This is a genomic window from Aquabacterium sp. CECT 9606 (assembly GCF_918741295.1).
Lineage (GTDB): Bacteria > Pseudomonadota > Gammaproteobacteria > Burkholderiales > Burkholderiaceae_C > Aquabacterium.
The window spans coordinates 718,109-744,067 of the sequence record NZ_CAKKNB010000003.1; the positions used below are offsets into that span (position 1 = coordinate 718,109).

Sequence of the window (25,959 nt, forward strand, 5' to 3'; positions counted from 1 at the left end):
CGCCATGACGCGACTTTCTCACCGGCTGATGGCCGAGGGTCTGGGCACGATGCTGCTCTTGAGCATCGTGATTGGCAGCGGCGTCATGGCCGAGCGGTTGGCGGGGGGCAATCTCGCCATCGCCTTGCTGGCCAACACCCTGGCCACCGTGTGGGGCCTCTATGTGCTGATCCACACCCTGGGGCCCACCAGCGGTGCGCACTTCAATCCGGCGGTCAGCCTGGTCATGGCGATTCGCCGCGATTTGCCATGGCCAAACCTTGCCCCTTATGTGCTTGCGCAGTCGATCGGCGCGGCCTGCGGCGCCTGGCTGGCGCACGCCATGTTCGACCTGCCGATACTTCAATGGTCCGCCAAGGTCCGAACGGGTCCGGCGCAATGGCTGGCCGAAGGGGTCGCCACCGCAGGCCTGCTGCTAGTCATTTTGCGGGCCCCCGAAGGGCGCGCGCCATCCCTGGTGGCGTCCTACATCGGGGCGGCCTATTGGTTCACCGCGTCCACCTCGTTCGCCAATCCGGCAGCGGCGTTCGGCCGGATGTTCAGCGACACCTTCGCCGGCATCGCACCCAGCGGCGTGCCTGCGTTCATGGCTTCGCAGATTGTCGGGGCGATGGTCGGCCTGGGTCTGCATCAAATGCTGAGCAGGCCTTAGCGTTCCTCCGCGATCTGACCCGACACCCTTGTTGCACCCAAATCATGGCGTAGTAATATCTACAAGATGAAATGGTTACTACTCATCCTTTCGCTGCCCACCGAGAATGCCACGGCCCGCATGCGCTCTTGGCGCGCCCTGAAAGCCTGTGGCGCCGCCGTGTTGCGCGATGGGGTGTACCTGCTGCCTGAGCAAGGCACCCATGCCGACACGCTGGAGGCCATTGCCGAAGACTTGCGACGCAGCGATGGAATGGCCCACTTGCTGCGCACCGACAGCAACGAACCAGAGTTCCCGCGCTTGTTCGATCGCGGCGCCGAGTTCGGCGCCCTGCTGGCCGAAATCACCGCCAGCCGCGCCCAGTTGAGCGAGGCCAACGCGCTGGACACGCTCAAACAAAGCCGCAAGCTGCGCAAAAGCTTCGAGCAATTGGCGGCCATCGACTTCTTCGCCGGTGAAGCGCAAAAACAGACCGGGGCCGCCCTGCAAGCCCTGGAGAGCGATGCCAACCGCGAGCTGTCGCCCGACGAGCCGCAGCCAAAGCAGCAGGCGGCCATCACCCGCCTCGACGCACGGCAATACCGCGGTCGGCTTTGGGCCACTCGACGGCGCCCCTGGGTGGACCGGCTTGCCAGCGCTTGGCTGATCCGCCGTTTCATCGACCCCGAGGCGCGCTTCCTTTGGTTGAAGTCGCCCGCCGACTGCCCCAAGAAGGCGCTGGGCTTCGATTTCGATGACGCCGCCTTCACGCACGTCGGCGCGCGGGTCACCTTCGAGACGCTGCTGGCCAGCTTCGACCTGGAGACGCCGCCCCTGGTGCGCCTGGGCCTGCTTGTCCACAGCCTGGACGCAGGCGGAGTTCAACCGCCCGAAGCCATCGGGGTCGAGCGCGTGCTGGCCGGCATGCGCGAAGCCATCACCGATGACGATCAACTGATGCAGGTGAGTGCCGGCGTCTTCGAAGGTCTGCTGACCGCATTCAACACAGAGGCTGCCGCGTGAACAACGCTCCTACCCCCATGGCTACGTCCAAACCTGAACCCGTCAGCTTCTGGGAGGCCTTCCGCTTCTGGCTCAAGCTGGGCTTCATCAGCTTTGGCGGCCCTGCCGGCCAGATCGCGATCATGCACACCGAATTGGTCGAGCGGCGCCGCTGGATCAGCGAGAAGCGATTCCTGCATGCGCTGAATTACTGCATGCTCCTGCCGGGGCCGGAGGCCCAGCAACTGGCCACCTACATCGGCTGGCTGATGCACAGAACCTGGGGTGGTATCGCGGCGGGCGCCTTGTTCGTGCTGCCCTCCCTGTTCATCCTGGTGGCCCTGTCTTGGGTCTACGTGGCGTTCGGGCAGATGCCCCTGGTGGCTGGCATCTTCTATGGCATCAAACCGGCGGTGACCGCCCTGGTGGTCCATGCGGCCCACCGGATCGGCACCCGGGCATTGAAAAATGGCTGGCTCTGGGGCATCGCCGCCGCCTCCTTCCTGGCGATCTCCGTGTTGGACGCGCCCTTCCCATTGATCGTAATGCTCGCGGCCTTGATCGGCCACCTCGGGGGCCGCCTGGCGCCACAGATCTTCGCGGTTGGCGGCGGACACGGCGCCGCTCAGCAAGGCTACGGCCCCGCCTTGATCGACGACGACACGCCCACCCCCGCCCATGCCTTGTTCACCCGGGGCCGCCTGGCCAAGGTGCTGGCCGTCGGGCTGGGCCTGTGGGTGGTCGCGATGGGATTGCTGCTGCTCGTCAACGGCGTGGACGGCACGCTGACGCAGATGGGCTGGTTCTTCACCAAGGCGGCCCTGCTGACCTTCGGCGGGGCTTATGCCGTGCTGCCCTACGTCTACCAGGGCGCGGTCGAGCACCACCACTGGCTCACCGGCCCGCAGATGATCGATGGCCTAGCCCTGGGCGAGACCACGCCGGGCCCGCTGATCATGGTCGTGGCCTTCGTCGGCTTTGTGGGCGGCTGGGCCAAACAGGTGTTCGGCCCGGATGCGCTGTTCCTGGCCGGCGCGGCGGTGGCCGCCGTGGTGACCCTCTTCACCTTCCTGCCTTCGTTCGTGTTCATCCTGGCCGGGGGACCCGTGATCGAAACCACCCACGGCAACCTCAAATTCACCGCGCCGCTGACGGCCATCACAGCGGCGGTGGTGGGCGTGATCCTGAATCTGGCGCTGTTCTTCGCGTACCACGTGCTGTGGCCTAAGGGGTTGGCAGGCCCGTTCGATGTGGTCTCCGCCCTGATCGCGTTGGGGGCGGGCCTGGCCCTGTTCCGACTCAAAATGGGGGTGATCCAGTTGCTGGGCATCTGCGCCGTCATCGGGGCGATCAGCACTTGGCTGTTTCCTCACGGATTGGCCCTCGCCATCTGACCCATCACACCTCCCGCCACAGACAAGAAGTCAACGCCATGCTGCGCACCACCCTGCTGTTCGTTCTCACGGCCCTGGCCGAAATACTGGGCTGCTACCTGCCCTGGCTGGCCCTCAACCAAGGCAAGTCCATGTGGCTCTTGCTGCCCGCTGCGGCGGCGCTGGGTTTGTTCTCCTGGCTGCTGACGCTGCATCCCACGGCGGCCGGGCGCACCTACGCGGCCTATGGCGGCGTGTACATCGCCGTCGCCCTGGCATGGCTGTGGCAGGTGGACGGCATCACACCCACCCGCTGGGACCTGGTGGGGGCCTGTGTCGCGCTGGCGGGGATGGCCATCATCGCGTTGCAGCCTGCTTCAACGTGATCCAAACGCGTCAACCACAGCATGCTTTCTTCAGCGAGGGCCTGGGTGCCGCCTCCTGGAGGTCGTTGAAAACCGTGCAGCAGGCGAGCCAACCCATATTGGCTCGGACACAATCTCGAAAGAGATGAAGGCCGCCCCTCAGGGCAGGCCTGTTCAACGCGCTACTGCCTCACTTCCCCGTGAAGTTGGCAGCAATGAAATTACCGGGCAAGGTGAAGAACATGTAGAGCGTTTCCTTGCTCTTATCGGTCACGGCCGGATTCTTGAAAGTCACCTTCCATTCCTTGCCTTTCTTGCCATCAATGGTCTCGCTCTTGTCCTGCTGAACGGCTTGCCAGGATGCGTCCAACTTGCCGGTCTTGATCAAGGATGCCTTGCGCTGGCTGGCGCAGCCAGCCACGGTGGCTTCGGTGGCCGACTTGGATCCGTGGAAGTGGCAACTCCCCCCTTCGGAGGCGCGAGCTGGTGTCGCGATGGCGAATGCGGCAAGCGTAGCGATGATGGATGTGGCTGCAATCAATGTTTTCATGGTGATGTCCTTGATGGATGAGAAACGAATCAGAGGGTGTTGCGGGTGGAATCAGTGGTGTTCTGAATGTTCATGTCTTCGTGGAGGTGCTGGTGCTCCTCGACCGGAAAGCGGAAGCTGTTCGGTGCCACGTCATGCTGGTAGCCGTGCAACTGCATGAACAAGAGATAGGCCCCCGCATACATCAGCCCCAGGTTGGCTGCATGGCTGAAGCGCTTGAACGAAGGCCGATGGCGCCAGGCGGCCAGCAGCGTGACCATGGCTGCCAGAGCGGCAATCTGCCCCAACTCCACGCCCACGTTGAAGCTCAGGATGCGCCATAGCATCGCCACCGGGTCATCACCCAGGGGCAGTTGCTGCAACCGTGTGGACAGACCGAATCCATGGAGCAAGCCGAAGATGAAGACAGCGCCCAACAGGTTGGGGGATTTCATGTCGAGATGTTTCTGGAAGCCCCCGTTGTTGTCAAAACCTTTGTAAATCACGCTCACGGCAATGATGGCGTCGACCAAGTAGTAGTTCCAGGTGATCTTGAAGTAGGTGGCGAGGATCAGCGTGATGCAGTGCCCCAGGGTGAACACGGTCACAAACTTGGCGACATCCTTGAATGACGTGAGGAAAAACACCACGCCAAACAGGAACAGAAGGTGGTCGTAGCCCGTCAGCATGTGGCTGGCGCCCAGACCGACGTACTGAAGGTAACTGCCATCGAGCATCCGCTGACGGTCCTCCTCGGAAATGCCGTGAGCGAATGCCACGAGCGGGGTCAGGGCCAGCAGCAGCAAAGCTGCCGGTCGCTTGAACAGGAGATGTTTCATTGGAGATACTGGACTGACTGAATGAAGAACCCGAAGCCCCGATCGCAAAGCCAACATGAAGCCCTGGCATCGGAACTGAAGCATTGCAAACGCAGGCGTCTCTCGACGCGGAGCCCTTGCTTTCAACGTTCAGGCAAGCATCTGGGGTGGCCGTAAGAGGCCATCAAGAAAGACGGTCTGCACGTCATGCGCACTCACACCGATGTGCGATTCAGGCTCACCATCGAGCAAGGCCATCGTGATCACGGACAACAAACCCGATGGTTGAACGCCATCGTGCGTGTGATGGTGAGGCGACTCATTGGCCACCCCATCTTCATCAGCATGAAGCGACTGGTCTTCATGGTGGTGATGATCCAAGGCCTTCGCGTGCTCGACCGCGTGGCCCAACGATTGCGCCTGCTGGCGGAGCTGGAACGGCGTCAAAAACGACAAGGTCTGCCAAGCCATGACAATCAGCAGGAACAAGGCACGAGCGGTTCTCGACATGCGGCGTAGTCTATCCGGTTCGCTCTGAAATCGTCAGGCGAGGATGCTCCGCATGACGAAGCGAACACAGGCAACAGCCAAGGTTGCTTGGTCGTCTTGCCGTCCATCATGGCAACAGGGCTTCTATATTTCCATTGACTCTGTAGCCACTACAGGGATTTAAATCAAGACCAAAGGAACACGTCATGCCATCAAGTGAAGCCAAGGTCGACAGCAAGAACCCTGTTGAGAGCGCCTGCCAAGGAACAGCCTGCGGAGGGTGTGCGGACACCGCCGATACAGCCGCAACAGACTCCCCTGAGGCAACCACCCGCTCAGGCAGCACCTCATTTCGGATCGCCACGATGGATTGCGCCACGGAGGAGTCGGAAATCCGGCGCGCCCTGGAGCCCATCGAAGGCATCCACACGCTGCGCTTCCAGTTGAGCGAGCGCACCTTGAGCATGACTGGCACGCCATCGGCGATCGAACTGGCCCAAGCGGCCATCCGCCGGGCGGGCTTCGACCCTCAACTGATACAGCCAGATGCAGCAGGGACTGCCCTCACGGCAGAGGCCTCCGGATTTTTCCGGGGTGGGGTGAAACGGCTGATCGCCGCGTTGATCCTCGCCACCATGGCAGAAGCAATCGGTTTCATCGAGGTGCAATCGCTGGTCGCGCAAGGCCTGGAGATCGCGTTGGCGATGGCGGCCATCGGCTTGGCTGGGCTGGACACCTACAAAAAGGGCCTGATGGCCCTGCGCCATGCCAAGCTCAACATCAACGCCTTGATGACCGTGGCGGTCACGGGCGCCTTTCTGATTGGGCAATGGCCCGAGGCCGCCATGGTCATGGCCCTCTATGCCATCGCCGAGTTGATCGAGGCACGCTCGGTCGATCGGGCGCGCAATGCCATCAAGGGCTTGATGGCGCTGGCGCCCGAAGAGGCCGATGTTCAACAAGCCGATGGCACATGGCGCACCCTGAAGGCCAGCGAGGTGCCCCTGGCCGCCATTGTTCGCATTCGCCCTGGCGCGCGTGTGCCGCTCGATGGCGTCGTGACGGCGGGCAACAGCGCCGTCAACCAGGCCCCAGTGACCGGCGAGAGCATCCCCGTCGACAAAGCCATGGGCGACACCGTGTTCGCAGGTACCATCAACGAGACGGGCGAGTTGCAGTTTCGTGTGACCGCTGAGGCCACCAACACCACCCTCGCTCGCATCATCCACGCGGTCGAAGAAGCGCAGGGCACGCGGGCTCCGACCCAGCGCTTTGTGGACAAATTCGCGGCCATCTACACCCCGACCGTGTTCGTGATGGCGCTGGGTGTGGCCCTTCTCACGCCTTGGCTGATGGACTGGACCTGGACCCAGTCGCTGTACAAGGCGCTGGTCCTGCTGGTCATCGCCTGCCCTTGCGCGCTGGTGATCTCCACCCCCGTCACCGTGGTCAGTGCACTGGCCAGCGCGGCGCGCCGGGGCATCCTGATCAAAGGCGGCACCTACCTGGAAGAAGCGCGCAAGCTCAAGGCCATCGCCCTGGACAAAACCGGCACCATCACCCTGGGCAAGCCCAAGCTCGTCGAATGGGTGGCACTTCAAGGTGACCGCGCGCCGCTCATCACAATGGCCCTGGGGCTGGCGAACCGCTCCGACCATCCCGTCTCCAAGGCCATTGCCCAAGGCCTCAGCAGCATTGAGCACGGGAGCACCGTTGCCCAGGGTGTTGACGTGGCTGATTTCAAGGCACTGGCTGGACGAGGGGTCAGCGCGAGCCACAACGGCACGCTTTACGTGCTGGGTAATCATCGCCTGATGCAGGAGCGCGGCCAGTCCACACCCGCCCTGGAGAGCACCCTCAAAACACACGAGGAAGCGGGCAGGACGGTCACCCTGCTGGCCAACGACCAGGGCGTGCTGGCCCTGTTCGCGGTGGCCGACACCATCAAGGATACGTCGCGTCAGGCGATTGCCGAACTCAAAGCGCTTGGCGTGACCTCCATCATGCTGACCGGTGACAACGCCGCCACGGCCAAAACCATCGCGGCACAAGCTGGCATCGACGAAGCCCGAGGTAACCTCTTGCCCGAGCACAAGCTCGACGCTATCAAAGACCTGCAAAGACTGCATGGCCTGACCGCCATGACGGGCGATGGCATCAACGATGCCCCCGCGCTGGCGCAATCAGACATTGGTTTTGCCATGGGTGGTGCTGGCACGGACACGGCCATGGAAGCGGCCGATGTCGTGGTGATGAACGATGACCTCAGGCGCATCCCGGAGACCATCCGCCTGTCCAAGCTGACGCACGCCATCCTTTGGCAGAACATCTCGCTGGCGCTGGGCATCAAGGCCGTCTTTTTTGTGCTGGCGGTGTTTGGCGGCGCCACCATGTGGATGGCGGTGTTTGCCGACATGGGTGCCAGCTTGCTGGTGGTGGCCAACGGTTTGCGCTTGCTCAAGGTGGATGTGAGCCAAAAAACAGGCTGATGCTGATACCCGCATCCATTGGCTCCGATAAATAGCGCTTTTAAGCTGTTCAGCGACCCAGTCAACCATCTATACTGCTCTCCGTATGCGCCGCCTGCTGTGTGTTTTTTTGCTGATATGGTTTCCGCTCCAGATGTCCTGGGCAGCGGTGGCCAGCTATTGCCAGCATGAAACAAGCCCGCAAGCCAGCCACCTTGGGCATCATCAGCATGCCCACCAGGACTCGATCGATGGCAAGGGCCAAAACGGCTCAAGCAAGAACGACCAGGGCAGCACCAAGCAATCCAGCATCGATACCGATTGCGCGACCTGCCACTTCAGCGCCGCACCACCGATCTGTGAAACACACGAACCCGTGTTGAAGTCACACAAGACATGGGTGAGCCTCGCACAACGAGGCCATGCCTCGCACATTCCCAAAGGGCTCGAACGCCCTGACATACGTCTCGCCGCTTAATTCGGCGAGACGGCTGCTGCTTCAGCATCATTTCTATCCATAGATAGCCAGGCCACACCACGGCCATTTCTCGCCGAATTCCCCCTTTGTTGTTTCCCACAACCCGGAGAATTCGATGCACAGGCTCATGGCGCCATTGGCAACGCTCGCAGCGTTGACCACGGCCACGCTCTTTCCTTCCACGTCCTTTTCGCAAGTCGCGCAGGCATCGCCCGCCCAGGTGCCGCTCAGCGCTGCCTCCCCGCCGGCCCCCACAGTTCAGCCGCTGACGCTGGCTGAAGCCATCAGGCTCGCACTGCAGTTCAGCCCCCAGATCGTGGCCAACCAGCAAGAGTTGGCGGCCAGCGACGGCACGGTCATTCAGGCTGGCGCCCGACCCAACCCAGAGATTCAGGCCTTGATCGAGGACACCCGGCGGGAAAGCCGGACCACCACGGTCCAATTCAGTCAGCCCATCGAGCTGGGCGGTAAACGGTCAGCCCGGGTCTCGGTCGCCGAGCTTGGGCGGGCTCAAACCGCCGTGGACGTCGAAGGACGCCGTGCGCAAATCCGGGCCGACGTGTCCGATGCCTTCTTCGGTGCGGTCATCGCCCAGGAGCGCGTCCAATTGGCGCAGGCCTCTGCCGAACTGTCGGGCCGTGCTGCGGATGCGGCATCCAAGCGCGTCCAGGCCGGCAAGGTCTCCCCCGTCGATGAGACACGCGCCAAGGTGGCTCATGCTGGCGTGCGCGTAGAGCTACGCCAAGCTCAAGGCGAGTTGCGATCCGCCCGCCAACGCCTGTCGGCCCTGCTCGGCCCCGCCGCGCCCCGGGCTCAGGTGCTGGCTTGGCAGTCCAATGCGCTGCCCGCCTTGCTCAGCCCAGACACGTCGCTGACGGATGTACCCGCGCTTCGCCAAGCCAGGCTGGAGGTTGATCGACGACAAGCCATGGTCGAGCTCGAACGCGCACGCCGCATTCCCGATGTGACCTTGACCTTGGGGGCCAAGCGTGATCAACAAGTCGGACGCAACCAGACGGTCATCGGCCTGTCCATGCCAATTCCGGTGCTGGACACCAACCGAGGCAATCTCCTTCAGGCCCTGCGACTGCACGACAAGGCCGAGGCCGACCTGCAAGCCACCCAGATCCGGATCGACACGGAATGGACCCAACTGAGCGAGCGCCAGCGCTCCGCGCAAGCCGAGGTCCAGGCCCTGAAAGAAGAGGTGTTGCCCGGCGCTGAAAGCGCCTGGCAGGCCGCCACCACAGGCTTCGAGCTGGGCAAGTTCAGTTTCCTGGACGCGCTGGATGCCCAACGCACCTTGTTCCAGGCCCGCGCCCAATACCTGCGCGCATTGAACGAGCTGTACCGCACCACCGCCGACATCGACCGCCTGTTGGGCACCAACACCGACGAGTCATCGACGGCCAAGCCATGAGAAAGCACTGCATGAACCACACCAAACCACAACGCCAGGCTGGGCGCATCAGCCGCCCCCAACTCATCGCCATCATTGCCATCGTCCTGATCGGGTTGGGGGCCAGCGCCTGGTTGCTCAAAAGTGCTCCCAGCGCACCAGCGGGCGAAGCCGCCGAGGAAGGCCATGGTCACGGGCATGACGAAGCCAAAGGCCACGATGATGGCGAGCACCACGATGAGAAGAAAGCCGATGCCGGTCACGATGAGGCAAAGGGGCACGACGACAAGGAACACCACGAAAAACCCGGCGCGCACGCAGAACACGACACGCTGGAGGGCGAAGGGGGCGAGGGCAAAGGCGCATCCAGCCCCGCCGGGGCCGACAAGCATGTCGAGGGTGAAGAAGAGCCGGTCCAGTTGAACGCTCAGCAGATCGCAGCGGGCGGCATCAAGGTCGAGGCGGTCGGCCCAGCCAGCATCCGCACCACGATGCAGTTGTCCGGGGAGATCAAGTTCAACGAGGACCGCACGGCCCACGTCGTGCCTCGTGTGGCAGGCGTGGTCGAAGCCGTCTCGGCCAGCCTGGGGCAACAGGTCAAGAAAGGCCAGGTGCTGGCCACCATTTCCAGCGTGCTGTTGTCAGAGCAGCGCAGCGAGTTGCAGGCGGCCCAAAAGCGTCTGACGCTGGCGCAAACCACGCATGCCCGTGAGAAGAAACTCTTTGAGGACAAGATCTCCGCGCAGATGGACTACCAGCAGGCGGTGCAAGCGCTGCGGGAAGCCGAGATCGCCGTGAACAACGCCAGCCAGAAGCTCAAGGCCTTGGGCGCCGCGCCCACGGCCAACGACTTGAACCGCTACGAACTGCGGGCACCGTTTGACGGCATCGTCGTGGAAAAGCACATCGCGCTGGGCGAGTCCGTCAAGGAGGACGCCAACGTGTTCACCCTGTCCGACCTGTCCACCGTGTGGGCCAACATCAATGTGCCAGCCAAGGACCTCAAGTTCGTTCGGGTCGGCGAGAAGGTCACCGTGAGCTCCACCTCGTTCGACGATGTGGCCACCGGCATGGTGACCTATGTCGGCGCCCTGATCGGGGAGCAGACGCGTGCAGCCAGTGCCCGGATCGTGCTGACCAATCCCGGCCTGGCCTGGCGCCCGGGTCTGTTCGTCAATGTGGCGGTGACCTCGGGCGAAACCGCGGCGGCCGTGACCGTGGCGGCTGGCGCAGTGCAGGCGATGGAAGGCCGTCAAGTCGTCTTCGTCGAAGTGCCTGGCGGCTTTGAAGCCAAAACCGTGGAAGTGGGACGCAGTGATGGCGTGCGCACCGAGATTGTCAAAGGCCTGAGTGCCGGGGCGCGCTATGCCTCGACGAACAGCTTCGTCATCAAGGCCGAAATCGGCAAGGCTTCGGCCGAGCACTCGCATTGAGCCCAAGGACCACCCATCATGTTTGAACGCATCATCCGATTTGCCATCGAGCAGCGCTGGCTTGTGCTGCTGGCCGTCTTCGGCATGGCCGCATTGGGCATTTTCAGCTACCAGAAGCTACCCATCGACGCCGTGCCCGACATCACCAATGTCCAGGTCCAGATCAACACGCAGACCCCCGGCTACTCGCCGCTGGAAACAGAGCAACGCGTCACCTACCCGCTGGAGACCGTGATGGCCGGCTTGCCGGGCCTTGAGCAAACCCGCTCCCTGTCGCGCTACGGCTTGTCGCAGATCACCGTGATCTTCAAGGATGGCACCGACCTGTACTTCGCGCGCCAGATGGTGAACGAGCGAATCCAGGAGGCCAAGGAGCGGCTGCCCCAGGGCGTCACCCCGGCCATGGGCCCGATCTCGACCGGCCTGGGTGAGATCTACATGTGGACCGTCGAAGCCAAGGACGGTGCCAAGAAGGCCGATGGCAGCGCCTACACGCCGACTGATCTGCGCGAGATCCAGGACTGGATCATCAAACCGCAATTGCGCAATGTGCCGGGCGTGACGGAGATCAACTCCATCGGCGGCTATGCCAAGGAATACCAGGTCGCCCCACGACCCGAGAAACTCATGGCGCACGGCCTGACCCTGGTAGACGTGGTCAATGCGCTGGAACGCAACAACGGCAACGTGGGCGCAGGCTACATCGAGCGCGAAGGCGAGCAGTACCTGATCCGGGCTCCCGGGCAGGTTCGGGACATGAAGGATGTGGGCGGCATCATCGTCAAGCATGTCGACGACGTGCCCATCCTCATCCGCGACATCGCCGACGTGAGCATCGGCAAGGAACTGCGCACCGGCGCGGCCACCGACAACGGCCGCGAGGTGGTGCTGGGTACCGTGTTCATGCTGATCGGCGAGAACAGCCGCAAGGTCTCTCAAGCGGTAGACAAGCAGATGGCCGAGATCAACAAGACGCTGCCCGCCGGGATTCACGCGGTGACCGTGTACGACCGAACCATCCTGGTCGACAAGGCGATTGCCACGGTCAAGAAGAACCTATTGGAAGGCGCCGTGCTCGTCGTCGCCATCCTCTTCATGTTCCTGGGCAACATGCGCGCCGCGTTGATCACCGCCATGGTGATCCCCCTGTCGATGTTGTTCACCTTCAGTGGCATGGTCAGTCAGAAAGTCAGTGCCAACCTGATGAGCCTGGGCGCGCTGGACTTCGGGATCATCGTGGATGGCGCAGTCGTGATCGTGGAGAACTGCGTGCGGCGCCTGGCACATGCGCAAGCCCACCACGGTCGGCCGCTCACCTTGCAGGAACGATTCCACGAGGTCTTCGCTGCATCGCAGGAAGCACGGCGCCCGTTGCTGTTCGGGCAACTGATCATCATGATCGTCTACCTGCCCATCTTTGCGCTGGCCGGTGTGGAAGGCAAGATGTTCCATCCCATGGCCTTCACCGTGGTGACGGCGCTGCTGGGTGCGATGATCCTGTCGATCACCTTCATCCCCGCCGCAGTGGCCTTGTTCATCGGCAAGAAAGTGGCCGAGACGGAGAACGTGGTGATCCGCACCGCCAAGCGCGTGTACGAGCCCTTGCTGAACACCGTCATGGGTGCCAAACCCGTGGTGCTGACCGCAGCGGCGATGATCGTCGTGTTGTCCGGCGTGGTGGCCTCGCGCATGGGCAGTGAGTTCGTGCCCAGCCTGAACGAAGGCGACTTCGCGATTCAGGCGCTTCGCATACCCGGCACCAGCCTGACCCAATCGGTGGCCATGCAGGCCCAACTGGAGGCCCACCTGAAGGCCAAGTTCCCGGAAATCGAGCGCGTTTTTGCACGCACTGGCACGGCGGAGATCGCTGCCGACCCCATGCCGCCCAACATCTCGGATGGCTACGTGATGCTCAAGCCGCTGGACAAGTGGCCCGAGCCCCGCAAGACGCGCGACGAAGTGCTGGCCGCCGTGCAGGCGGAAGTGGCCAAGCTGCCGGGCCAGAACTACGAGTTCTCCCAGCCCATCCAGTTGCGCTTCAACGAGTTGATCTCGGGCGTGCGAAGCGATGTCGCGGTCAAGCTCTTCGGTGACGACATGGACGTGCTCAACAGCACGGCCAATCAGATCGCCAAGGTGCTGCAGGCCATTCCGGGCGCGGCCGAGGTCAAGGTCGAGCAGACCACCGGCTTGCCGATGCTGACCATCAACATCGACCGTGACAAGGCCACACGGTATGGCCTGAACGTCGGCGACATCCAGGACACCTTGTCCACCGCCATTGGCGGCCAGGAGGCCGGGACCATGTTCGAAGGTGACCGCCGTTTTGACATCGTGGTCCGACTGCCCGAGACCGTGCGCACCGACCTGCAAGCGATTCGCCGTCTGCCCATCGCCCTCAAGGGTGCCGAGGGCGATGCCACTCGCTTCATCCCCTTGTCAGAAGTGGCCGCCATCGACTTGGCCCCTGGTCCCAACCAGGTCAGTCGGGAAAATGGCAAACGCCGCATCGTGATCAGCGCCAATGTGCGAGGGCGCGACCTGGGCACCTTCGTCGCCGAAGCCGAAAAATCTTTGCAGAGCGTGAAGATTCCGACGGGTTACTGGACCGTCTGGGGCGGCCAGTTCGAGAACCTGCAATCGGCCACTCAGCGCCTGCAGATCGTGGTGCCGGTCTCGCTGCTGCTGGTCTTCGTGCTGTTGTTTGCCATGTTCGGCAACATCAAGGATGGCTTGCTGGTCTTCACGGGCATCCCCTTCGCGCTCACGGGCGGCATCCTCGCCTTGTGGCTGAGGGACATCCCGCTGTCGATCTCTGCGGCGGTCGGTTTCATCGCCCTGTCCGGAGTCGCCGTGCTCAACGGGTTGGTGATGATTTCCTTCATCCGCAACCTTCGTGACAATGGGCTGGGCCTGGACAAAGCCATCCATGAGGGCGCCCTGACACGTTTGCGGCCGGTCTTGATGACGGCCCTGGTGGCCTCGCTGGGCTTCGTGCCCATGGCCTTGGCCACCGGAACGGGTGCGGAGGTGCAAAGACCCTTGGCCACCGTCGTCATCGGGGGCATCTTGTCATCCACCGTGCTGACCTTGCTGGTCTTACCCGTGCTCTACCGCCTGGTGCACCGCAAGGATGAAGATGAACCGCCCGAAGAGGACGCCATCGGCTTGATGCCACCCGCGAGCCCCGCTCCTGACGGAGGCATCGCATGAGCGCTGGCCATGACCACGCCCTGCCCTCCAGCACCAACGAGCGCAATCTGCGTTGGGCGCTGGGGCTCACCTTCACCTTTCTGATGGCCGAGGTGGTAGGTGGCGTGATCACGGGCAGCCTGGCGCTGATCTCGGACGCGGCGCACATGTTCACCGATGCGGCAGCGCTGGCCATCGCGCTGGCCGCCATCCGCATCGCCAGGCGCCCCGCCAATGCCCGGCTCACGTTTGGCTATCACCGCTTCGAGATCCTGGCGGCGGCCTTCAATGCCCTGATGCTCTTTGCCGTCGCGCTGTACATCCTCTACGAGGCTTGGCAGCGCTTTGGCACGCCGCAGGATGTTCAGTCGGGCCCCATGCTGGTGATCGCCACACTTGGGTTGGTCATCAACTTGGTGAGCATGAGGCTGCTGAACGCCGGCAAGGATGCCAGCCTCAATGTCAAAGGCGCGTACCTTGAGGTGTGGAGCGATCTGCTGGGATCCTTGGGGGTGATCGTTGGCGCACTGGTCATCCGGTTCACGGGCTGGACCTGGATCGATTCGGTGATCGCCGTGGCGATCGGCCTGTGGGTGCTGCCACGCACATGGGTGCTGTTGCGCTCGACCGTCAACATCTTGCTGGAAGGCATACCCGAGGGCATGAACCTGAGCGAGATCGATCTGGCGCTGAGAGCGGTCCCGAGTGTCGTGGACGTGCACGATCTGCACGTCTGGTCCTTGACCAGCAACCGACCCAGCCTGAGCGCTCACATTGTTCACGACCCGTCAATGTCCGAGCCAGCCAGCCTCCTGTCCGCATTGCACCGCGTGCTGGCCGAACGAGACATCCACCACTCGACACTGCAGTGCGAGACCCAGGCTTGCGATCAGGCCAGCCCATTCTGCGACCTGGGAGACAAGCACGCCAGCGCTCATCGTGCTGAGGCTGGCATGGATCCGAACGCCAGGCCACCGCCTTGAACCGGAAGGAACGAGCATGACCGTGAGAGAACATGTGATGCCCTACGTGCTGGTCCTGGGCGGAGCGGCACTGTGCGTCGTGATTCCTTATGGGCTCTACCTGGAGTGGCGGGACAGAGCAAAGCGACGCATCCGTCGGCAGGATCGCCAGCAAAAGCGCCGGGCGCTGCGAAGCAAGGGAGGCCGCTGACGCGGCGCTGCCCACCTGTGCTCACCTCAGATGGAGACCCAAGCATGAAAGGCCATCAATGCCGCCTCGCCCCTACCGCACTGGCCCTCGTTTTTCTTGGCGGCGCCTTCACGAGCATGGCCGACGAGCGGATTCTCTACAAGTCAATCCTGCCCAATGGGCAGGTGGTCTACGGGGACGAACCAGAACCTCAGGCCAAGCGTTCAAGCGCCATTTCGGTCGAGCGACACCCACCCAACCCACAGGAGGCCGAGGCAGCCCAACGTGCGCTCGCCATGACGCGAGCGCAATTGTTGCGCGACGCAGCGGCCCGGGCCGTTCGGCTCAAGCAGCTGGACAACCAGATTGGCGATGTCTATGACGAGCTCCAGAACCTTCGCTCGAAACAGCAAGCTGGGCGTGAAGTGGGAGAAGGTGACCGGCAAGGTCGGCGCTTTTCTCATCAGTACGCTCAACGTCAGCGCGCCCTGCTGCTCGCCGCCGCACAAGCGCAACGACGTCTCGACAACTTGGTCACCGAACGCACTGCGCTGGGATATTGAGAGCGTGACAAGGCCACCGTCGTTCAAGCAGGCAACCTCCAAAAGGAACACGACATGCTGAAACCCATCCTGAGTCCTCAGCACGTGCCTGTGCCAGCCGCACCGTTGACATCGACGCCTCGATTGACGCCGCCCGTCGTTCCGCCATCGAACCCTTCTGGTGATCAGGAGGAAGACGATTTCAAAGAGCACGCGATCCTGCTGCGGGCCAAGCGACAGGAGGTATTGGCCTCCAACATCGCCAACGTCGATACACCGAACTACCAGGCCGTCGATCTTGACTTTCGTGCCAGTCTGCAAAGGGCCGTATCTCGCCAGAAGTCGGGCGATATCCCGCCCAGCGACCTTCGCAAAACCGCCAGTGCGCACCTGCCGGGACTGCCCGGCAGTCCATTCACCAGCACCGTGGCGCTTTCCTACCGAGTGCCAACCCAGAATGCGCTGGACAACAACAGCGTGGACATGGACATTGAGCGTGGACAGTTCGCCGACAACGCCATACGCTTTCAGTTAGCCCTGAAAGCGTATGAAGACGAATACACGGAGTTCAAAGCCGCATCAAGCAGCAACCGCTGAAGCCGGCGCGATTCGCCTGCATGAAGAGCGGCAAGTCATGTGAACGGTGCCTCTCTTCCGACATCGTCATTTCCATTCAGGAGTCAGCCAGATGGCTGCTAGCAACGCGAAACTGGTACCTCAAGGTCAGTCTGATCCCTTCAGATTCTGGCAAAACCCCGGATTCATTTGGGGAGTTGCTTCACTGTGCCTGGCCGTGTTTTCCGGCCTGTCGTCCTTTGATCTGAACGTATCCCAGCAGCTCTTCACACCGGGTGTGGGGTTCACCTATGCTGAAACAGCCTGGGTGATGGCTTCTTATGAGTGGACGCCGCTGGTAGGCCGAACCATTTTGGGATTGCTGCTGTTGTTGGTGCTGCTGCGCCCATGGGCAGCTTTCCTCGTCAGGAGGTATGACCTGGGTCCGGCAGCCCAAGACCGCCAACAACGTTGCCATCACATGGCGGTGATCGCCTTGCTTTGCGCCTTGCTGGGTCCGGGCCTGGTGATCGAAGCTTGGTTCAAACAGGCACTGTGCCGTCCCCGCCCCGTTCAGGTAGCAGTCTTTGGTGGCGACAGTCCGTTTCAGGCCGCACCACAGCGTCGCACGCATCCTGAAGCGCACCGTAGTTTTGTCAGCAGCCACGCCGCTGCGGGGTTCTGGCTGATGAGCCTGGGGCTGACAGCCGGTCCCACATGGCGCCGCCGATGGTTTGTGATTGGCATCGTGACTGGTGCGGCGATTGGACTCGGCCGCATCTTGCAGGGCGGCCACTTTTTGACCGACATCATTTTTGCGTTCTACGCGGTGTGGATACCTTGTGAGATCGTGGCGGCCCTGGATCGCCGATGGCAGCGGCGATAAGTTTCTCAAACAGCGCATCGTGCCACGAAAGCTCAAATAAGAAAGTCCGGTTGCAGGGGGCAAGGTCACTGCCCGGCACGCCAAACAAGCACGATCAGCAATGCCCCCCGGCCCGCCAAAGCTTGGGGCACACCCACCAAAGCATCACGATCAACACTGCGACGGCGGCGGCGGCGATATTTCCGATCGTGTGCCCCAGAACGGAGGAAAGCACCAGTTGAGTGGCGAGAACCAGGGCGAAGGTCAAGGTCGCCGCCCCGAGCACGATCTGCAGTGTGGCCAGATGCTTGAAGCGCGCACGGTTAATGAGAGGTCTGATCAATCGATGCTGCACCGCCGGGCCACTCAATAGCACGAGGCTTGCGATCGAGAACAGAAAGGTCGCGAGGAACACGCGTTTTTCTGAAGCGATGATCGCCCCGAAGCCAGCGGTGAATGGAACGGTGATCAAAAAGGCTGATAGCAACTGTGCGGTGGGCAACAACACGCGCAATTCGCCCAGCATGTCAGTCAAGTCACCATCCTCCTGCGTGTGACCAGCAGCATCGGTGGTGAGCGTTGTCGACGCATCCGCTTCGTCGCAGTTGGAGTGATCTGTTTGTTTCACAAGAGAATCCATCAGTCGAACAACTTTCTTTGTAACCCAGATGCGGCCCATGCTGTCGAGGGCCAAGCTTGCGGCAAGAATTACACGCCGAAGCGAATGGCGCTTCCAGCGATGACCATGCCGTCACGAGGTCAAACAGCTGCAAATCGTACGGCACGTCACTTGCCGATAGAAGGACTTCCCCCACTCACGAGATCGACCATGAATAGAGACGAATTGAAAGACAGATCGTGACACGGCACAGGCTGGCAAGCTTCGACTGGACATTCCCCTTCTGCTTCCACGCTTGCCTCAAGCCAAAGATCGCTGCGTGTGAAAAGCTTGATCGAAGCCCTGGAGGGCCGTGATGGCATAGTCAACGCTCATGTGGCCGATGCGCTTAAGGGGCGAGCCACCGGAGTTGTGCATCCATTACGACACGAACGTGATTTCGCTCGGCAAGGTGCGAGTGGTGGCAGGCGCCGTTGGTGCGGTACTCACGGATCGGATCGGCTATCTGTTACTTGGAACGGATGCGATGCACGCCCGTACGGCCAGGAGCTTGAAGTCCAAGCTGGAGCACATACTTGGCGTTGTTGAAGCGGAGGTCAACGCAGGCGGAACGATCCGACTGGAATTTGATCAGGTTCTGGTGCATGAAGACGCATTGCGCTCGACGCTGTCGAGTCTGGGTAATGGCGCCCACATCGTCGTCAATCCCGAGGCAGAAGCAACGTCACACGTCGGCTTGACTTCCATCGTCCACGGCGACACGACTTGTGAATGCGGAGAATGCCATGTTCATGCTCAAGGACACGACCACATCGTCTGTTGCCTTTCCAACGCGCCAACCCACTCGTATACTGCTTCCCCATGCGACGCTTCCTGTTTGTCTTTCTGCTGATTTGGTTTCCGCTCCAGATGTCCTGGGCTGCGGTGGTCGGCTATTGCCAGCACGAGACAGGCTCGGGTGCCAACCATGTCGGGCACCATCAGCGCAGCCATGACGTGTCCAAAGATGGCGGCAAAGAAGGTGGTGCCGCAGCGCAGGACCATCAAGGCGGCGACACGAAGAAAGTCGGCATCGACGGCGATTGCGCGACCTGCCACTTGAGCCCGTTGCCGCCGCTGACCAGCCAGGCGGCTCAGCCCGCGGTCGAGTCCAGCGAAACCTGGGTGAGCCGTTCGAATCGCGGACACCCCTCGCACATACCCCAGGGCCTTGAGCGACCGGACAGACGTCACAACGCCTGATTCGGCGAGACGGCTGCTGCTTTTCCCTCTTCCTATCCTTCGATAGCCAGACCACGGCCCGCCACTCGCCGTATTCCCGTTTCGTTGTTGTCACAACCCGGAGAATTCGATGCACAGGCTCATCGTGCCGTTGGCGACGCTCGCAGCGTTGATCACGGCGACCCTCTTTCTTTCCACGTCCTTTTCACAGGCTTCACCAGTTCCCGCACCATCGCGTGCTGAGCCGCGTCCCGCCTCGTCCACGGCGCCGCTGACGCTGGCCGAGGCCGTCGAATCGGCATCTGGTGCTGCCGCGCACCTGGATCTTCCTGCGCGCCAGCATGAACATCCTGTTGGAGGGTGTGCCCGAAGGGGGGTGGAGTTCGAAGCGGTCAAACAGGCGCTGGCGCAGACGGCGGCCAAGACGGACATGCATGACCTGCACGTCTGGGCCATCTCCAGCCGCAAGGTCAGCATGATTGCGCACATCGTGGTCGATGCCAGCGCGTCCGATCCCTTCGCACTGATGGCGCAACTCAGGGGCATGCTGGCCGAGCGCGCCCTCACGAGCACTGAGCCCGGTTCACCACCGCTGATCGGAAGAACGGCATGAAATACGTGGTCCAAAGCGCTCAGACCCCTGCTGGCCAGATCGTGGTCATCGAGCCCCTGGTGGCCGCGAACGACGACGCCGCTGCCGCTTCAGGTGCCCTTGCGTCTTCACCTCGTCATGGTGGCGTCGTGGTCGCGCTGCGGCGGCTGCGCTGCGAGTTGGTGGTCCACGAGGACGACCTGCGTCTCTACCTGGATGGGTTGGACCAGCCCGCCGATCATCTGGAAGGCGCGAGCGCGGTGCTGTCGTGGGACGGCCTGCACGGCAGGCAGCGCGTGCCCCTGGCGCCGCAGGGTGATCACCTTCACCTCGCGGGCGCCTTCCACTTCGAGGCGGCCACCACCATCACTGCGCTGATCACCCTTGCAAGCCGCCAACTGCTGATCGTCGAGTTTGACCTGTCCTCCCACCAGGGCGCGGCCCTGACCTAGTTTTTGTCGCCTTTCATCAACCTGTTTTTTCACCCTAGGAGACCTCCCCATGAAACACGCAGCCACGCTGCTTCGAACGACGTTGGCGATTGCCGCCCTGACAGCCTTCATCGCGCCCACCCGCGCCGCCGACGCCGCACACAGCGCCCACGGCAAAGGCAAGGAATACGCACACGACCATGCGCACGACCATGGACCCGGACACAAGGAAGCGGGCGATGAGGCCCGGTATGGCGGTGTCGTTGCCGAGGTGCGTGGCGTCACGCTGGAGTTGCTCGCCGCGCCCGCCTCTTTGACCCTTTACGTGAGCGACCACGGCAAACCCTTGTCCACCCATGGTGGCCGCGCGCACCTCGCCTGGAAGACAGCGGACGGGCAACGTCACAAGGTCGAGCTGAAACCGGGCGACGGTCAGTTCAACGCCCAGGGACAGTTCTCCGTACCTCCCGGCACAGCGGTGAGCGCCTTGGTGGTGCTGGAGGGGAAACCGAGTTTCACGTCCCAATTCAAGGCCGCCGCCATCGCGGCTGGCAAGAAATGAGCGCGAAGGGCTGCCATCGGGTGCTTCGTGACCCCACGAAGTGCGATGCGTCGCCGCGTGAAGATCAAGGCGCCCGCCCACAGGACGGCTGGAGTGCGTGCTGCCACTGCGCATCGCCAGCATTCAAACGTTCTGTGGGTTGGCCTTGAACGGCTGGGCACTGGCCGGGCGCAAGGGTGCATGGTTCCTTGTGAAGCCTTGCGCCGAACAGTGTCATTGATGAGTCCGGCCATTCGCCTGATTCCTCGTTCTAGCCCGTGGGCGGCAGTTGGGCCAACGGTTTTCGCAACCTTGAGTCGGCATTCAGTGGCGGCAAGGACTGCCTGAGACGCCCCTGCCGGCTCGAAACTGGAGAAACACCATGAAGGATCAAGACACCTTGGAAAGCTTTGATGTTTGCATCGAAGCGTGTGAGGAGGCGCTGCATGCCTGCCAGGAATGTGTGGGGGCGGACCTGCGGGAAGGCGATCCGGCGATGGCCACCTGTTCGCTGTTGAACCTGGACTGTGCCGACATCTGCGCGGCAACGATCAACGCCTTGGCTCGGCGTTCCGTCCACCACGGCGACTTCTGCGCGCTGTGCGAGCATCTTTGCCTTGCGTGTGCGGCGGAGTGCGCAAAGCATGAACATGAGCACTGCCTGCGTTGCAAAGAAGCGTGCGAACGATGCGCACAGGCATGTGACCAGCATGCGTCTCACCGCCATCCGATGTGACACGCACCGCATGAGGGACGCGAGAATGGCGGACGCCGCCGTCCCGCTCCCTCGTGCGAGCGCGCACGCCGCACTCGACACCAAGTCTGGGACAGGCACTTTGGCCACGACGCCAGCATGATTGAGGCGGCGATTCAGCGACTGCGTGCCAAGATCGGCGAAGAGCCGGAGATGAACCCCATCCGCGCCGTGCGCGGCATGGGGTATGTCCTTGAAGCACCAGCAAGCACCCCGGCCCAAGGGCCGTAGTCCTGCTACTGCAGCACCCACCCATGTCCACCAACCGCGATCAGATCTTGGCCTACATCCTTGGCGCGGGGGTGTGGGGCCGTGCTTTGGCTTCAGCTACTGGCTGTACCTGGAATGGCGAGACGGAGACCACCGGCGTCAGCGCAACGAGCAACAGCGGCTCAAGCGCAGCGAACTGCGAAGAATGGGTGGGCGTTGACGCCTTGGGCCGACAGCGCGCTGCGGCGACACAATGCCAACACGGACCATTGGCGAGGTCCTTCCATACGATTTCGCGTAAGCTTGCAAGTCATAACACGAGGCACCGGAGTTCACGTGAAAATCGGGTAGCTGGCCAGCAAGACCGGCACGTCGGTGGAGACCATCCGCTTCTACGAAAGGGAAGCAGGCTAACGCCAGCGCTGTGGCGTTCTGCGTCAGCTTGAGCTGGCCCTGGACCAGTACAACCGTGTTGACGATGACCATCGCGCTAGCCGAGGCGGCCACCAGATTCACGGCGAGTAGACCTCGCAAACGCGGCGTAGCGAGGTAGATGCGCATGCCACGGGTGGTGCGATCGTAAACGCCGCGCTTTGGTGGCAGCTTCGCTTTCGGCAGGACAGCAGACACCACCAGTGCTGCAGAAGCCAAGAAGCCGACAACGGTGCCGATGAACAGGCTTTGGAAAGTCACCACTGTCAACAGTGCAGCCGCCAATGCCGGGCTGATGAGGTTTTCGAGGTCATAGGCCAAGCGCGACAGAGACAAAGCCTTGGTGTAGTCGGCCTCCTTGGGTAGCACATCGGGAATCGCGGCTTGGAACGCCGGGGTGAATCCGGCTGAAGCCGATTGCAATACAAAGATCAGCATGTACACCTGCCAGATCTCGGTGACGAAGGGCAGCAGCAAAGCAACTGCGGCACGAATAAGGTCCAACGTGACCAACATCTCTCGCCTTGGCAATCGTTCGGCGAATGCCGAGGCGATGGGCGCTACGCCGATATAGGCCAGCATCTTGATTGCCAGCGCCGTGCCAAGTACCGCGCCGGCGTTCTCTCCTGCCAAGTCATATGCAAGCAGGCCAAGCGCTACCGTGGCCAAGCCTGTGCCCAACAACGCAATCACCTGAGCGGAGAACAGATGTCGGTAAGTGCGATCGCAAAGAATGTCAAACATCGCATCGTGCCTCAAAAAATGGAACGGGGATGGAGCAGCCCACTGGCATTCGACGCAGTTGCCTACGCCAGTGGATTTACTGTAAACCCAGTTGCCTTGCAGCGTCTTGATGCTCTGTCAGGCTTGGCCCGGAATTGGCCTAGCTGCATCAGGGTTTGGCTGCGGCAGTTCGTCATCTCGACGATGTGTCAGGCGATACAGCAGCGGCAACACGAACAGGGTCAAAACGGTCGATGACAAGATGCCGCCGATCACCACCGTGGCCAGGGGCCTCTGAACTTCAGCACCCGTTCCGATGGCCACGGCCATGGGCACAAAGCCCAGACTGGCCACCAAGGCGGTCATGAGCACAGGCCTCAGGCGTGTCAAGGCCCCTTCTCTGATCGCTGGCTCCAGGGCCATGCCACCTTCGCGCAGACTTCGGATGTAGGCAATCATCACCAGGCCATTGAGCACCGCCACACCCGACAGCGCGATGAAACCCACCCCCGCCGAGATCGACAAGGGAATGTCCCGCAGCCACAGCGCTGCCACACCGCCCGTCAGCGCAAAGGGCACGCCGGTGAACACCAGCAAACCATCCTTGACGTTGCCGAACATGGCAAAGAGCCACAGGAAGACCAGCAGCAAGGCCACCGGAACCACGATGGCCAGACGGCGCGAGGCCGATTGCAGTTGCTCGAACGTGCCGCCCCAGGTGGTCCAGTAACCGGCGGGCACCTTGACGCCAGCGTCGATCTTGGCTTGCGCCTCGCCCACGAAGCTGCCGATGTCTCGCCCGCGCACATTGGCGGTGACCACCACACGGCGTTTGCCTTCTTCGCGGCTGATCTGGTTGGGGCCAGGGGTCAGGTCCATCGTGGCCACATCGCCCAGGCGGGCAAAGCCCGCGTGTTCACCCGTCGCGTTGACGGGCTAGCGGATGGGCAACTGCCCCAAGGCCTCGAGGTCGCTGCGCAAGGTTTCGGGCAAACGCACCAGGATGTCGAATCGGCGGTCACCCTCGAACACCGCCCCTGCCTCACGCCCACCCAGTGCCGTGGCCAGTGTGTCCTGGATGCCGCCCACGTTCAAGCCCAGGCGCGCGGCCTTCTCACGGTCGATCTTCACGGACAGCATGGGCAGGCCGGTGGTTTGCTCCACCTTGACATCCTCGGCCCCAGGCACGGCCTCCAGCACCTTGGAGATCTGCTCCGCAGTTTCGTTGAGCGTGTCCATGTCATCGCCAAACACCTTGACAGCCACGTCACAGCGCACCCCCGAGATCAACTCGTTGAAGCGCATCTGGATGGGCTGGGTGAACTCGTAGTTGTTGCCAGGCACCTTCATCACGGCCACCTGCAAGGCCTTGACCAGGTCGTCCTTGCGCCGCTTGGGATCGGGCCATTGCTCACGTGGCTTGAGCATCACGAAGGTGTCAGCCACGCTGGGCGGCATCGGGTCGGTGGCAATTTCAGCCGTGCCCAGCTTGGCGAACACTGCATCGACCTCGGGGAAGGCCTTGATGGTGCGCTCCAGTTGCGCCTGCATCTCGATGGCCTGGCTCAGGCTGGTGCCCGGGATACGCAGCGCATGCAAGGCGATGTCGTGTTCGTCCAGGCTGGGGATGAACTCGCTGCCCATGCGGGTGGCCATCAACACGGCCAAGGCCACCGACACGCCCGTGATGGTCAGCACCAGTGGCTGGCGGGACATGGCCTTGTCCAGCAGCGGCTCATAGCCGCGCTTGGCCCAGCCCATCAGGCGGTTTTCCTTCTCACTGACCGAGCCGGTCAGGAACAGCGCAACGGCTGCAGGCACGAAGGTCATCGACAAGATCATGGCGCCCAACAAGGCCGCCACCACCGTGAAGGCCATGGGGTGGAACATCTTGCCCTCGACACCCGTCAAGGCAAAGATGGGCAGGTAGACCACCATGATGATGAGTTGTCCGAACAACAGGGGGCGGCGTGATTCCTGCGCAGCGGCAAACACCTCATGGAAGCGCTCGCTTCGGGTCAGTGGTCGCCCGTGATGCGCTTGCGCATGGTCCAGGCGCCGCACGCAGTTCTCCACGATCACCACGGCGCCGTCGATGATGATGCCGAAGTCCAACGCACCCAGGCTCATGAGGTTGGCGCTGACTTGCTGGGTTACCATGCCCGTGAAGGTGAACAGCATCGCCAGCGGGATCACCATGGCCGTGATCAAGGCCGCTCGGAAGTTGCCCAGGAAGGCAAACAGGATCACGACGACCAGCACAGCCCCTTCGAACAGGTTCTTCTTGACCGTGGCAATCGCCTTGTCCACCAGCACGGTACGGTCATAAACCGTCTTGGCGATCACGCCTGCAGGCAAGGACTTGTTGACCTGCTGTAGGCGCACGTCGACCGCTTTGGAAACCTCGCGGCTGTTCTCGCCAATCAGCATGAACACGGTGCCCAGCACCACCTCTCGGCCGTCTTCGGTGGCCGCACCGGTGCGCAACTCCTTGCCCAGCACCACCTCGGCCACATCACGGATGCGAACACTGACGCCCTGCGCCTGCTTGACGACGATACTGCCAATGTCTGCCATGCCTTGCACCTGGCCGGGCGCCCGGATCAGGTATTGCTCGCCACGCCGCTCGATGTAGCCTGCGCCCACGTTGGCGTTGTTGCGCTCCAGGGCCGTGACCAGGTCGTCCAGGCTCAGGCCATGGGCCACCAACTTGGCTGGATCAGGGGCCACCTGAAATTCCTTGGCATAGCCCCCAATGGTGTTGATCTCGGTCACACCGGGCACATTGCGCAACTGAGGCTTGATGATCCAGTCCTGGATCTCGCGCAGATCCATGGGGGTGTAGGGCTGGCCGTCGGCCTTGAGGGTACCGGGCTTGGCTTCTACCGTCCACATGTAGATCTCGCCCAGGCCGGTCGCGATGGGTCCTAATGATGGAGCCAAGCCCGCAGGCAGCTTGCCGCGCGCCTCCTGGATGCGCTCGGTGACCAGTTGGCGGGCAAAGTAGATGTCGGTGACCACCGTGATCAGGCGCACGCTTGCGCCTGTTCGCCAGATGGGCGCGATACTGGACCAAGCGGATTCGCCCGACCCCGTCAAGCGTCCTGTCCAGGGGGTGCCCGCCGAAATCCTGCCATTTGTGGCG

24 protein-coding genes and 3 pseudogenes are annotated in these 25,959 nt (G+C 62.4%); 21 read left to right on the plus strand and 6 right to left on the minus strand.

The window, feature by feature from the left end; translation table 11 throughout:
• Nucleotides 1–4 precede the first annotated feature (4 nt).
• The 4 genes from LQ232_RS15955 (at nt 5) to LQ232_RS15970 (ending at nt 3,392) form a co-directional block, all read left to right on the plus strand.
• Complete coding sequence (locus LQ232_RS15955; protein ID WP_230181355.1) at nt 5–652, plus strand: MIP/aquaporin family protein; 648 nt, start codon at nt 5–7, stop codon at nt 650–652.
• Between the two features lie 66 nt (nt 653–718).
• Nucleotides 719–1,654, plus strand: a complete 936-nt coding sequence (locus LQ232_RS15960) for a chromate resistance protein ChrB domain-containing protein (RefSeq protein ID WP_230181356.1) — start codon at nt 719–721, stop codon at nt 1,652–1,654.
• A 17-nt stretch (nt 1,655–1,671) separates the two neighbouring features.
• Complete coding sequence (gene chrA / locus LQ232_RS15965; RefSeq protein ID WP_230181357.1) at nt 1,672–3,027, plus strand: chromate efflux transporter; 1,356 nt, start codon at nt 1,672–1,674, stop codon at nt 3,025–3,027.
• A 38-nt stretch (nt 3,028–3,065) separates the two neighbouring features.
• Nucleotides 3,066–3,392 carry a YnfA family protein gene (locus tag LQ232_RS15970; RefSeq protein WP_230181358.1) on the plus strand — a complete coding sequence of 109 codons (327 nt, stop codon included), beginning with the start codon at nt 3,066–3,068 and terminating at the stop codon, nt 3,390–3,392.
• 169 nt (nt 3,393–3,561) lie between these two features.
• On the opposite strand, the gene LQ232_RS15975 is transcribed toward LQ232_RS15970, so the two are convergent.
• The 3 genes from LQ232_RS15975 to LQ232_RS15985 form a co-directional block, all read right to left on the minus strand.
• Nucleotides 3,562–3,921 (minus strand): DUF6488 family protein, encoded by a 360-nt coding sequence (locus LQ232_RS15975; protein WP_230181359.1) that lies wholly within the window; start codon nt 3,919–3,921, stop codon nt 3,562–3,564.
• A 29-nt stretch (nt 3,922–3,950) separates the two neighbouring features.
• On the minus strand, nt 3,951–4,739 hold the full coding sequence (locus tag LQ232_RS15980) for a HupE/UreJ family protein (RefSeq protein ID WP_230181360.1): 789 nt from the start codon (nt 4,737–4,739) through the stop codon (nt 3,951–3,953).
• 129 nt (nt 4,740–4,868) lie between these two features.
• Entirely contained in the window at nt 4,869–5,228 is a 360-nt protein-coding gene (locus LQ232_RS15985; protein WP_230181361.1) for a hypothetical protein, read from the minus strand.
• Nucleotides 5,229–5,413: 185 nt separating this feature from the next.
• On the opposite strand from LQ232_RS15985, the gene LQ232_RS15990 reads away from it, so the two are divergent.
• The 10 genes from LQ232_RS15990 (at nt 5,414) to LQ232_RS16035 (ending at nt 17,312) form a co-directional block, all read left to right on the plus strand.
• The gene (locus tag LQ232_RS15990; protein WP_371820263.1) at nt 5,414–7,696 is read left to right on the plus strand and encodes a heavy metal translocating P-type ATPase; all 2,283 of its coding nucleotides are present in this window, start codon (nt 5,414–5,416) and stop codon (nt 7,694–7,696) included.
• Between the two features lie 85 nt (nt 7,697–7,781).
• Nucleotides 7,782–8,153: a hypothetical protein gene (locus tag LQ232_RS15995; protein ID WP_230181362.1), complete on the plus strand. Its 372-nt coding sequence runs from the start codon at nt 7,782–7,784 to the stop codon at nt 8,151–8,153.
• A gap of 127 nt (nt 8,154–8,280) precedes the next feature.
• A complete protein-coding gene (locus LQ232_RS16000) occupies nt 8,281–9,573 on the plus strand; it encodes a TolC family protein (RefSeq protein ID WP_230181363.1) in 1,293 nt (430 codons plus the stop codon).
• A gap of 11 nt (nt 9,574–9,584) precedes the next feature.
• The gene (locus tag LQ232_RS16005; RefSeq protein WP_230181364.1) at nt 9,585–10,985 is read left to right on the plus strand and encodes an efflux RND transporter periplasmic adaptor subunit; all 1,401 of its coding nucleotides are present in this window, start codon (nt 9,585–9,587) and stop codon (nt 10,983–10,985) included.
• Between the two features lie 18 nt (nt 10,986–11,003).
• Nucleotides 11,004–14,198, plus strand: coding sequence for a CusA/CzcA family heavy metal efflux RND transporter (locus LQ232_RS16010; protein ID WP_230181365.1), 3,195 nt, complete (start codon nt 11,004–11,006; stop codon nt 14,196–14,198).
• On the plus strand, nt 14,195–15,160 hold the full coding sequence (locus LQ232_RS16015; protein ID WP_230181366.1) for a cation diffusion facilitator family transporter: 966 nt from the start codon (nt 14,195–14,197) through the stop codon (nt 15,158–15,160). The genes LQ232_RS16010 and LQ232_RS16015 overlap by 4 nt, the downstream gene beginning before the upstream one ends.
• A 16-nt stretch (nt 15,161–15,176) precedes the next feature.
• Nucleotides 15,177–15,350, plus strand: a complete 174-nt coding sequence (locus tag LQ232_RS16020) for a hypothetical protein (protein ID WP_230181367.1) — start codon at nt 15,177–15,179, stop codon at nt 15,348–15,350.
• Between the two features lie 44 nt (nt 15,351–15,394).
• Entirely contained in the window at nt 15,395–15,892 is a 498-nt protein-coding gene (locus LQ232_RS16025) for a DUF4124 domain-containing protein (RefSeq protein ID WP_230181368.1), read from the plus strand.
• A gap of 54 nt (nt 15,893–15,946) precedes the next feature.
• Complete coding sequence (gene flgB / locus LQ232_RS16030; RefSeq protein WP_230181369.1) at nt 15,947–16,468, plus strand: flagellar basal body rod protein FlgB; 522 nt, start codon at nt 15,947–15,949, stop codon at nt 16,466–16,468.
• A gap of 91 nt (nt 16,469–16,559) precedes the next feature.
• Complete coding sequence (locus LQ232_RS16035; RefSeq protein ID WP_230181370.1) at nt 16,560–17,312, plus strand: phosphatase PAP2 family protein; 753 nt, start codon at nt 16,560–16,562, stop codon at nt 17,310–17,312.
• 94 nt (nt 17,313–17,406) lie between these two features.
• On the opposite strand, the gene LQ232_RS16040 is transcribed toward LQ232_RS16035, so the two are convergent.
• Complete coding sequence (locus LQ232_RS16040) at nt 17,407–17,970, minus strand: DUF6328 family protein (RefSeq protein ID WP_230181371.1); 564 nt, start codon at nt 17,968–17,970, stop codon at nt 17,407–17,409.
• Between the two features lie 313 nt (nt 17,971–18,283).
• On the opposite strand from LQ232_RS16040, the gene LQ232_RS16045 reads away from it, so the two are divergent.
• The 7 genes and pseudogenes from LQ232_RS16045 to LQ232_RS16075 all read left to right on the plus strand — a co-directional run.
• Entirely contained in the window at nt 18,284–18,802 is a 519-nt protein-coding gene (locus LQ232_RS16045) for a hypothetical protein (RefSeq protein WP_230181372.1), read from the plus strand.
• On the plus strand, nt 18,772–19,152 hold the full coding sequence (locus LQ232_RS16050) for a hypothetical protein (RefSeq protein WP_230181373.1): 381 nt from the start codon (nt 18,772–18,774) through the stop codon (nt 19,150–19,152). Before LQ232_RS16045 ends, LQ232_RS16050 begins: the two co-directional genes overlap by 31 nt.
• Nucleotides 19,153–19,261: 109 nt before the next feature.
• Complete coding sequence (locus tag LQ232_RS16055; protein ID WP_230181374.1) at nt 19,262–19,744, plus strand: hypothetical protein; 483 nt, start codon at nt 19,262–19,264, stop codon at nt 19,742–19,744.
• The gene (locus LQ232_RS16060) at nt 19,741–20,175 is read left to right on the plus strand and encodes a hypothetical protein (protein ID WP_230181375.1); all 435 of its coding nucleotides are present in this window, start codon (nt 19,741–19,743) and stop codon (nt 20,173–20,175) included. Before LQ232_RS16055 ends, LQ232_RS16060 begins: the two co-directional genes overlap by 4 nt.
• Nucleotides 20,176–20,224: 49 nt before the next feature.
• Complete coding sequence (locus LQ232_RS16065) at nt 20,225–20,716, plus strand: hypothetical protein (RefSeq protein ID WP_230181376.1); 492 nt, start codon at nt 20,225–20,227, stop codon at nt 20,714–20,716.
• 361 nt (nt 20,717–21,077) lie between these two features.
• Nucleotides 21,078–21,431, plus strand: coding sequence for a four-helix bundle copper-binding protein (locus LQ232_RS16070; protein WP_230181377.1), 354 nt, complete (start codon nt 21,078–21,080; stop codon nt 21,429–21,431).
• 93 nt (nt 21,432–21,524) lie between these two features.
• Nucleotides 21,525–21,680, plus strand: a pseudogene (locus LQ232_RS16075) (winged helix-turn-helix domain-containing protein); the annotation flags it as partial.
• 381 nt (nt 21,681–22,061) lie between these two features.
• Here LQ232_RS16075 and LQ232_RS16080 read toward each other — a convergent pair.
• Both LQ232_RS16080 and LQ232_RS16085 read right to left on the minus strand, forming a co-directional pair.
• A pseudogene (locus tag LQ232_RS16080) lies at nt 22,062–22,835 on the minus strand (MFS transporter); the annotation flags it as partial.
• Nucleotides 22,836–22,952: 117 nt separating this feature from the next.
• A pseudogene (locus LQ232_RS16085) lies at nt 22,953–25,829 on the minus strand (efflux RND transporter permease subunit); the annotation flags it as partial.
• Nucleotides 25,830–25,959: the final 130 nt, after the last annotated feature.